Raw genomic sequence first — 7,361 nt, forward strand, 5'->3', positions numbered from 1 at the left:
GTTTTTATAAGCTAAAAACGAGTTTTTATAAGCTAAAAACGAGTTTTTATAAGCTTGGCAACGTACGTTGTAAATGATAATCGTTTTAATATCTCGTTTTTATTTTATATGTTTGTTTTAAAATATTTCAATATGGAATTAATGGACATTCAAAGGGATAACAAAGTTATTCTACAGCATAACGTAATAACTTCGGGTCGGTATGACTATTCAGCATGTATGCTTGATATTTTATTTATGGTGCTTTCTTCCCTTGAAAAAGACAAACAAGAGTATAACGTCCACGTTCAAGATATTGAAGCCATTACAGGACGTAAATGGAACTTAAAACAACTACGTGAAGCAACTGAAAATATAGGTTCACGTATGTTTGAAATTGAAACTTCTGAAAGGATTCGCCAAATGTGGCTTTTTGAATATGTCGATTATATAAAAGGTACAGGAAGTTTTACAGTAAAAATAAGTGAAACTGCACGACCATATTTTTTTGAATTGAAAAATAATTTTACTGCAATGCAGCTAAAATCAGTTTTAGATTGCTCTTCCAAATATGCTAAAAGGCTTTACGGAATTGCTTGTCAATGGCGTAGCGTTGGAACTAAACGTTTTGAAATCAAAGAACTTAAAGAAATTTTAGGCTTAATTGATAAAAAGGGAAATGAGCAGTTTGAAAGAATTTCAGATTTTAAAAAATTCGTTCTTGATATTGCAAGAAATCAAATTTCAGAAAATACGGACATTGAATTAGATTATGAGCTAAAAAAAAGAGGTCGTGAGTTCTATTGGGTTACTTTGCACATCAACTCTCAAAAATTTAAGCAGATGGAAATTGATTTTAATAAGCCTTTAGAATTGCAGAAATATAAAGCGGATTTAATGGCTTATGGATTTAATGAAGAACAAGCGGATCTCATAGCGGAAAAAGAATCAAGGAAAGATTTTGAAATATTAATTACTGACCTTAATTTAAAAATTCAAAAAAAGAAATTATCTGTTAAAAATTCTATAGGTTACTTAGTTGGAGTTTATCAGAAAAAAGGAATTTTACCCAATAAAAACTAATGAAAAATTATACTACAAAGGAGGTTTCTGAACTTTTTGGCGTCAGCATTCGGACAGTTCAGCGACACATAGCGACAATAATAGACGAACTAACAAACACCGATAAAAAGGGGTTTTTAATTCCTCAAGACGTTGTAAATTTACTAAAACAGCGACACTTAAGCGACACAACAACGAAACTTGAACGACACGATGACGACAACGAAAATGAAGAGTTTCCTTTTGTTGAATATTTTACTGCAGACGAATATGAAGAGTTCAAAAAACGAATAACCGAATATCCATTTTTGAAAGAACAAATCGAAAATTCCAAACAACATTTGGAAGCTATGGAAAAACAAATCGAATATTTTCGATTTTCTTACAATAAGCAATTAGAAATACACGAAAAATTAATTGACACATTCAGAGAACGCAATTTCATAGAAGCAAAAGAAAAAGGATTAGATAAGCCTTAATCGCTTTGCTCATAAAATGTTTTTCCTAAAAGTTTACTTTCATGAGAGAATTTAATTTTTTTCTTTGAACTTTTAAAAATTCCTCTAAAAACATAAAATAATATTCCTGCTAAACAGGCTAATATTAAAATACTAAGAATAAAATATGTTTCCATATATAGATGATATTTATTTAATTTTTTATAAAAGTACTATCGCACATTACGTTTATCATTTTTGCTAAACTATGTTCGTCCAGTTCCTGCGAACAAATCAATGATTATTATTATTTACCCAAAAGGACATATATTACAAACATTGATAAACAAAGGTATTTTCAATAATTTTATAAAAGTGTGACGCATTGTATGGCACAAAAAAAAGCCCCTCGCTAAGCGAGAGACTTTGTCTTCGTTGCGAAGGTACAAATCCTATAAATACCAGCCAAAAGGATTAATTTTAAAATTAAAAATCGTGGCTAATAGCGTTTTTTTATTTTCAGGTTTTCTTTAGCTTTTTTAGAAATTCCCGAAAGTTGCGAGAGATTGACGACATTAAAAAAGGTCCGGAATTCCGGACCTTAAACCTTTCGGTATATTTCATCGGATTTGGTGCTTCTCAAGGTCGTCCTCACGTTGCCTCTTTGTACTCCCTCACCGACATATCAAATGTACATTTTTTTTCTTTTAGAAAGTCTTCTATTAATTCTTGTTCATTTTCATGATAAAAACAATAACACATTTTATCTCTTATAGAAAACCCAAAACACTTATTATTTACATATATAGTAAAGTTTTCGTTCTTCCTTATTAATCGCTTTTCATCGGTATTTAGGTCAAGAAAATATTTTTGAAAATAATACATATCATCTTTATCACTATACTTTACTCTTATTTTATAATTTTCAAAAATATGAGGGTTTTCTTCGGAGAAAAAATGATATTTTATCAGGTGTTCTATTTTATGATAGCTTTTTTCATTTCTATAAAAAAGGTCATCAACTAAATTTTGATAAAATATGCTTTTGTTTTTATCATTGTTTTTCAAAATTCTTAAGCATTCAATTCCTCTACTAAATGTCATATCACTATACTTGAAATTTGGCTTTCGTTCAAAAGCTGTAAAATCATCATTCGCTGTATAAACCCAATTTCTATAATATGCTTTTTTTGTTCTAATAAATTTTTTAATATCAACACTATCAGGAAATCCGATTCCTTTTCTCTCTCTTTTAATGGCATTTAAGAGTAATATTGCTCTTTCTACATTATCATCATATTCAAATTCTTTTATAGCGTATTTTTCAATTAATTGTTTCCAAAGTTCAATCGTTGGCTGTTGTCCTCTCTTTAAAGCAGATAAAAAATCATAAACAATTTCTTCCTTATAATACCATTCTCCTCGAGTTTGATGTTTCTTAAAAAGTCGTTTCAATCTCTTTTCAATATTGCCACAATTAGGATAAAATAAAATTTCCACATTATCATCTTCTGAAATCCCTGCAGCATTTTTAATAGTGTTTAATCTTTGACCAAAATTATTAGTCACACCAATTTTTATTCTATCCCATAATTCAATTACGTAAAAATCGTCATAAAGAACTGTTTTCATGATAATAATTGTTTTGCTTCCTCTATAATTTTAAAATAATTCTCTTGCATTATTGCATCAGTAACAGCAGGATTTTCATTTGGTAAAGACTTTGCGAAATCTTGGGAAAATTGTGTTTTTAAAAATTCTTTAGGTTGTCCCTCTGCAATAATCCCATAAAATTCTCCTGGATTCAAATTAATCAGATCACTAACTTTTACTCTATCTCGTTCCTGTATCGTTTCGCTCTTGCTACTACTGTCATTACTTTGAGTGTGTATAATTGTTCCGCTCGTTCCTGTTCCTGTATTTTTATTGATGAAAACTCTATCTTCTTTTGAAAAAATTGTCTTTATCATTTCTGCAGTTTTACCATTCGTAACCCTACCAAAAAACTGATTTCCTAAATTTGAAATTATAATTTGAGCTTTGTCCTGTCCGTAATTATCAACCAACTGACTAAAGTCCTGTACTCCAAAAATTGTAGCAATTTTATTACTCCTTGCTGTTGCAGGAATTTGCTCAATATTTGGAATGTATATTGTTGGAGCTTCATCGAGGAGAACAACGCTTTGCTGTTGATTTGGCTTGTTCATCTGTCTCATTCCTACACTTATGATAAGCGATATAATAGGCGTGTAAACTTGTGGAAGTGTGCTATCGTTCCCAATACATAAAAAAGTGGGATTTTGACGGTTATTAAGGGCTAAATCAACTTCATTTTCTGATAAAATCCAAAATACATCCTTTGTGTTGAGTTGTGCTACTGCAGTTTGAATAGTGGACAAAATTCCTGCTACTTGATTCTGGGCTTCATTTTCTAAAGATTGCTTTAAGGTGGAAACCATTCCTGCAGCTTCATAATTCTGTGAAATTTTCAATAATAATAACTTAATATCTGTGTGAAGCAAAAGGCTTATTGCATGCGGAATTGTACAATATTCGGGGTGTTCTTCCTTGAGCCACCAAATTACTCCTGCAATTATCATTTTAGTATTATTGCTCCAAAAATCGGCTTTCTTTATACTCTCGGGAAGAAGATTATTTACCAATGCTTGAGAATATTCCATTGCTATAACGCTTTTGGTTAAATAATGCGGTGCAATAGGGTTTATTCTGTCGCTTTGATGTGGGTTTTTAAAGTCAATATTTTTAAAAGCAACGCTTTTTCCTAAATAACTTGCTCTAATTTTATCCGTCAGCTCGGGGCTTTTAAAATCATATAAAATGCCTGTGTAATCTTGTTCAGAAATTTGATTAATAATTGGCTCAAAAATACTCGCACTCTTTCCAGAACCTGCGCCACCTTGAATGTAAATACCTCGATATGGATTTGCTAAATTAATTACTCCAGATGCTGTTTTAAAAATAAAACCAGTCATTAAGTTTTTAGATTTATTTTTTGCAAAAACTTGATTTTTATCCGTTGTTTTTGTCTTATTTGTGAAGTCTCGGAAGTATAAAAACCCTAAAAAAACAATTGGAAATATATAAATTATACTCGAAAAATCTCCAATATACTTACGAGAATAAAAGCTAATTGAACCAGCAAAATACATGAATACCATAAAAGACACTCCAACAATTAATACTCCTGTTGTAATGTTTTCAAATTTTCCTAATTTATAGACGATTAACCAAAAAGAAAGAGATATTAAAGAAATTATTACTTTAGCCCACATTGGAATTTCTAAAATCCAATTTGGAACTCTATTTAATTGATTTTCTGCTATTAATTTCCAAAATGGTGCTATCACTCCGAAAAGATTAAAAAGCACTAAACCACCCAAGAATATGTATAAAAACATTTTCAATAATTGGGGTAAACAACCTAATCCGTTCATAATTTGTGTTTTATGTAATATTTAAACCTTTTGATTTTTCTAAATTTTTAACTTTGTTTTTTTCCGACCATAATTTCAGATTCATAGTAGGTCGATTTTCTAAATCATATTTCAACTCTTTCGATAAATTGTTTGCTGACATTTCTCTTTTAATTTCAGACATTTTAAATTCTAATCCCGATTTTTTATCATTCACTTTAAACCCCTGAACTTCTCCGTTTTTATTTAAAGTAGGCTTTATCTCGTGTCCCAATGCTTTCATATACTCCATGTATTTTGAAATAGTCTGAGGCTTTATTTTCATGACATTATTGTGAGCTTCATAAATTTTTGATTTTATCTCTTGGGTCTTTTCAATTGATTTGTCAATATTTTTATTCATTATATCTCGAGCAGATATTAATCCTCTTTCCTTAGCTATTTTATGTGCTGTATTTTGAGCTTTGAGAACTGAAAAATTATCTTTAATTGCCTTATTTTTATCATCTATACGATTAATTAACAAATGTATATGCTTATGATTTTTCTCGGTATGAACTACTGCTAAATATGCCTGCTTTTCGGGATTAACTCCAATTCCTCTCATAAAATCATGGCTTATTTCTCTCAATTCCTTATCAGAAAGTTTTTGACCATCTTTAGGATCTGGGCTAATGTAAGCAGTAAAAAATTTTTTATCACATTCTACATTAGAAATTTGCTGCATTCTAAAACTTTCCATTATCTCTTTTGAATTGTCTCCATAAATTAAATTTCTTTCCAGTTCATAACCTTTCCGCTCCTCAATTAAATAATCAATGCTCTTTGTACTACCTTTAACCGATTTTGCACTCGCTGTCATTATTTAAATTTTTTCAGCTCTTTTTTTATTTGCTCATTAATATTTCTAATTTCAAAAATCAAATGTTCTCGGTTTTCCTTATTCAAAATATTAGATAAATTTTTCAAAGAATTACTTATCGAGGTTAAGTTCTTCCACGCTTCCATTTCTTCATCTGAAAAACGAACATTTATTTTTCTATTGAGCGCTGTTCTTCTTAAATATTCTGACATACTTAATCCTGTTTTTTCAGCTCTTTTTTCTATCTCTTTTTTATCTTCTTCAGATAAACGAAGTTTAATTTCTTTGTCTTTATTCACTTGTAAAATCTTTACACTTTTGCGACCATCGGGAGCAAAACGAGAGAGTCTGCAGTTCCCACAAAATCAAATGAAGCGGAGCGGAATTTGTATTTTGTGGGAACAAAGACACTTCTCGACCTACTAACTGTATAAAGATAATAAAAAAATATTGTTCTTATAAAAAAAGAAACAAGAAATCTAAAATATTAGAGAAAAATTTGAAATTATAACACGGAACAATTTTAATTGTTCCTGTAAAAATATTATCGAGAATTTAAAAATATCATCGAAATTTTTAGAACATTAACAAAGAACAATATTTAAAAAATAGCTATTCAAAAGCAAAGAAAAAAAACTTTTTTACTATCTAAACATTTCTTATATTTGTATTTAAATTAGTGCTATTATGAATACAATTAATATCAATAAAAAATCCACTTCCTTAAGATTAAACTCGGGGCTTTATTCTCATATTGAAAAGTTGGCAAAAAAACAGAATAGAAGTATTAATAATTATATTGAAACTCTTCTTTTTGATGCCGTAGGCTATCATGAACCGAATGCAAAAACAAAAAAAGCAATTGAAGAAGCAAGAGCAGAGAAAAAAGCAGGAACTTTAAAAAAATATAGCTCTGCAGATGATTTATTTGAAGATTTAGAAAATGGGATATAGTATCACTCCTTCTACAAATTTCAAACGAAGTTTAAAAAAGTATCTAAAAAATCCTGCTAAAAAGGAAGCAATAAAAACAGCTATTGATCTTCTCGCTGAAAATGGTTATAAGTCAATTCCTGCTAAAATGCTTCCTCACAAATTGAAAGGCAACTATAAAGGCTGTTGGGAATGCCATATTCAACCCGATTTACTTTTAATATGGGAACAGGAAGAAGAACCAGAACAAGAAATATTACTTATTGACGTAGGAAGTCATTCCGATTTATTCTAATAGATTACACAATTACACAATCAATATTTTCAATTATACTTTGGTCATAAAAAGTGTAATATAACTAAAAATTAAACACTTACAAATTTTGTTATGTATAGCATAACATCGCCAAGCCAATTATTTTCTGCTCCCGTTTTCTCGTTTTTCTTTCACTCCGCAGACAATCAAAATTTCCTGTCAAAATGTCGCTTTTCGCTCCATTTAAACAGATAAATTTCTCTAACGTTATTCTTTTAAAAATATTATTTATTTTATTATTTTAAGGTTCTGTAACATTCACACATTCAATAATTTAAAAATTTAAAAACGAGTTTTTATAAGCTAAAAACGAGTTTTTATAAGCTAAAAACGAGTTT

The 7,361-nt window shown here is 29.5% G+C and carries 8 protein-coding genes; 4 read left to right on the forward strand and 4 right to left on the reverse strand.

Annotated features, from left to right (window positions below):
* The first annotated feature begins 132 nt into the window (after positions 1-132).
* Positions 133-1,062: a replication initiation protein gene (locus tag V7P73_RS13910; protein ID WP_333854639.1), complete on the forward strand. Its 930-nt coding sequence runs from the start codon at positions 133-135 to the stop codon at positions 1,060-1,062.
* On the forward strand, positions 1,062-1,520 hold the full coding sequence (locus V7P73_RS13915) for a hypothetical protein (protein ID WP_333854641.1): 459 nt from the start codon (positions 1,062-1,064) through the stop codon (positions 1,518-1,520). Before V7P73_RS13910 ends, V7P73_RS13915 begins: the two co-directional genes overlap by 1 nt.
* Positions 1,521-2,129: 609 nt before the next feature.
* Here V7P73_RS13915 and V7P73_RS13920 read toward each other — a convergent pair.
* The 4 genes from V7P73_RS13920 to V7P73_RS13935 are packed head-to-tail and all read right to left on the reverse strand — an operon-like array spanning position 2,130 to position 6,073.
* Positions 2,130-3,110 carry a GIY-YIG nuclease family protein gene (locus V7P73_RS13920; protein WP_333854643.1) on the reverse strand — a complete coding sequence of 327 codons (981 nt, stop codon included), beginning with the start codon at positions 3,108-3,110 and terminating at the stop codon, positions 2,130-2,132.
* Entirely contained in the window at positions 3,107-4,933 is a 1,827-nt protein-coding gene (locus V7P73_RS13925) for a type IV secretory system conjugative DNA transfer family protein (RefSeq protein ID WP_333854645.1), read from the reverse strand. Before V7P73_RS13925 ends, V7P73_RS13920 begins: the two co-directional genes overlap by 4 nt.
* Before the next feature lie 10 nt (positions 4,934-4,943).
* Positions 4,944-5,774 (reverse strand): relaxase/mobilization nuclease domain-containing protein, encoded by an 831-nt coding sequence (locus tag V7P73_RS13930; protein ID WP_333854647.1) that lies wholly within the window; start codon positions 5,772-5,774, stop codon positions 4,944-4,946.
* Complete coding sequence (locus tag V7P73_RS13935) at positions 5,774-6,073, reverse strand: plasmid mobilization protein (protein WP_333854649.1); 300 nt, start codon at positions 6,071-6,073, stop codon at positions 5,774-5,776. The genes V7P73_RS13930 and V7P73_RS13935 overlap by 1 nt, the downstream gene beginning before the upstream one ends.
* 388 nt (positions 6,074-6,461) lie before the next feature.
* Here V7P73_RS13935 and V7P73_RS13940 point away from each other — a divergent pair, with 388 nt between their 5' ends.
* Positions 6,462-6,728 (forward strand): hypothetical protein, encoded by a 267-nt coding sequence (locus V7P73_RS13940; protein WP_333854651.1) that lies wholly within the window; start codon positions 6,462-6,464, stop codon positions 6,726-6,728.
* Positions 6,718-7,002: a type II toxin-antitoxin system YafQ family toxin gene (locus tag V7P73_RS13945; protein ID WP_333854653.1), complete on the forward strand. Its 285-nt coding sequence runs from the start codon at positions 6,718-6,720 to the stop codon at positions 7,000-7,002. The genes V7P73_RS13940 and V7P73_RS13945 overlap by 11 nt, the downstream gene beginning before the upstream one ends.
* Positions 7,003-7,361: the final 359 nt, after the last annotated feature.

The organism is Epilithonimonas sp., assembly GCF_036780765.1.
GTDB lineage: Bacteria > Bacteroidota > Bacteroidia > Flavobacteriales > Weeksellaceae > Epilithonimonas.

Excerpts from the sequence above, each read along its gene's own strand:
- V7P73_RS13910 (WP_333854639.1), top strand. The coding sequence starts at position 133 with ATGGAATTAATGGACATTCAAAGGGATAACAAAGTTATTCTACAGCAT.
- V7P73_RS13915 (WP_333854641.1), top strand. The coding sequence starts at position 1,062 with ATGAAAAATTATACTACAAAGGAGGTTTCTGAACTTTTTGGCGTCAGC.
- V7P73_RS13920 (WP_333854643.1), bottom strand. The coding sequence starts at position 3,110 with ATGAAAACAGTTCTTTATGACGATTTTTACGTAATTGAATTATGGGAT.
- V7P73_RS13925 (WP_333854645.1), bottom strand. The coding sequence starts at position 4,933 with ATGAACGGATTAGGTTGTTTACCCCAATTATTGAAAATGTTTTTATAC.
- V7P73_RS13930 (WP_333854647.1), bottom strand. The coding sequence starts at position 5,774 with ATGACAGCGAGTGCAAAATCGGTTAAAGGTAGTACAAAGAGCATTGAT.
- V7P73_RS13940 (WP_333854651.1), top strand. The coding sequence starts at position 6,462 with ATGAATACAATTAATATCAATAAAAAATCCACTTCCTTAAGATTAAAC.
- V7P73_RS13945 (WP_333854653.1), top strand. The coding sequence starts at position 6,718 with ATGGGATATAGTATCACTCCTTCTACAAATTTCAAACGAAGTTTAAAA.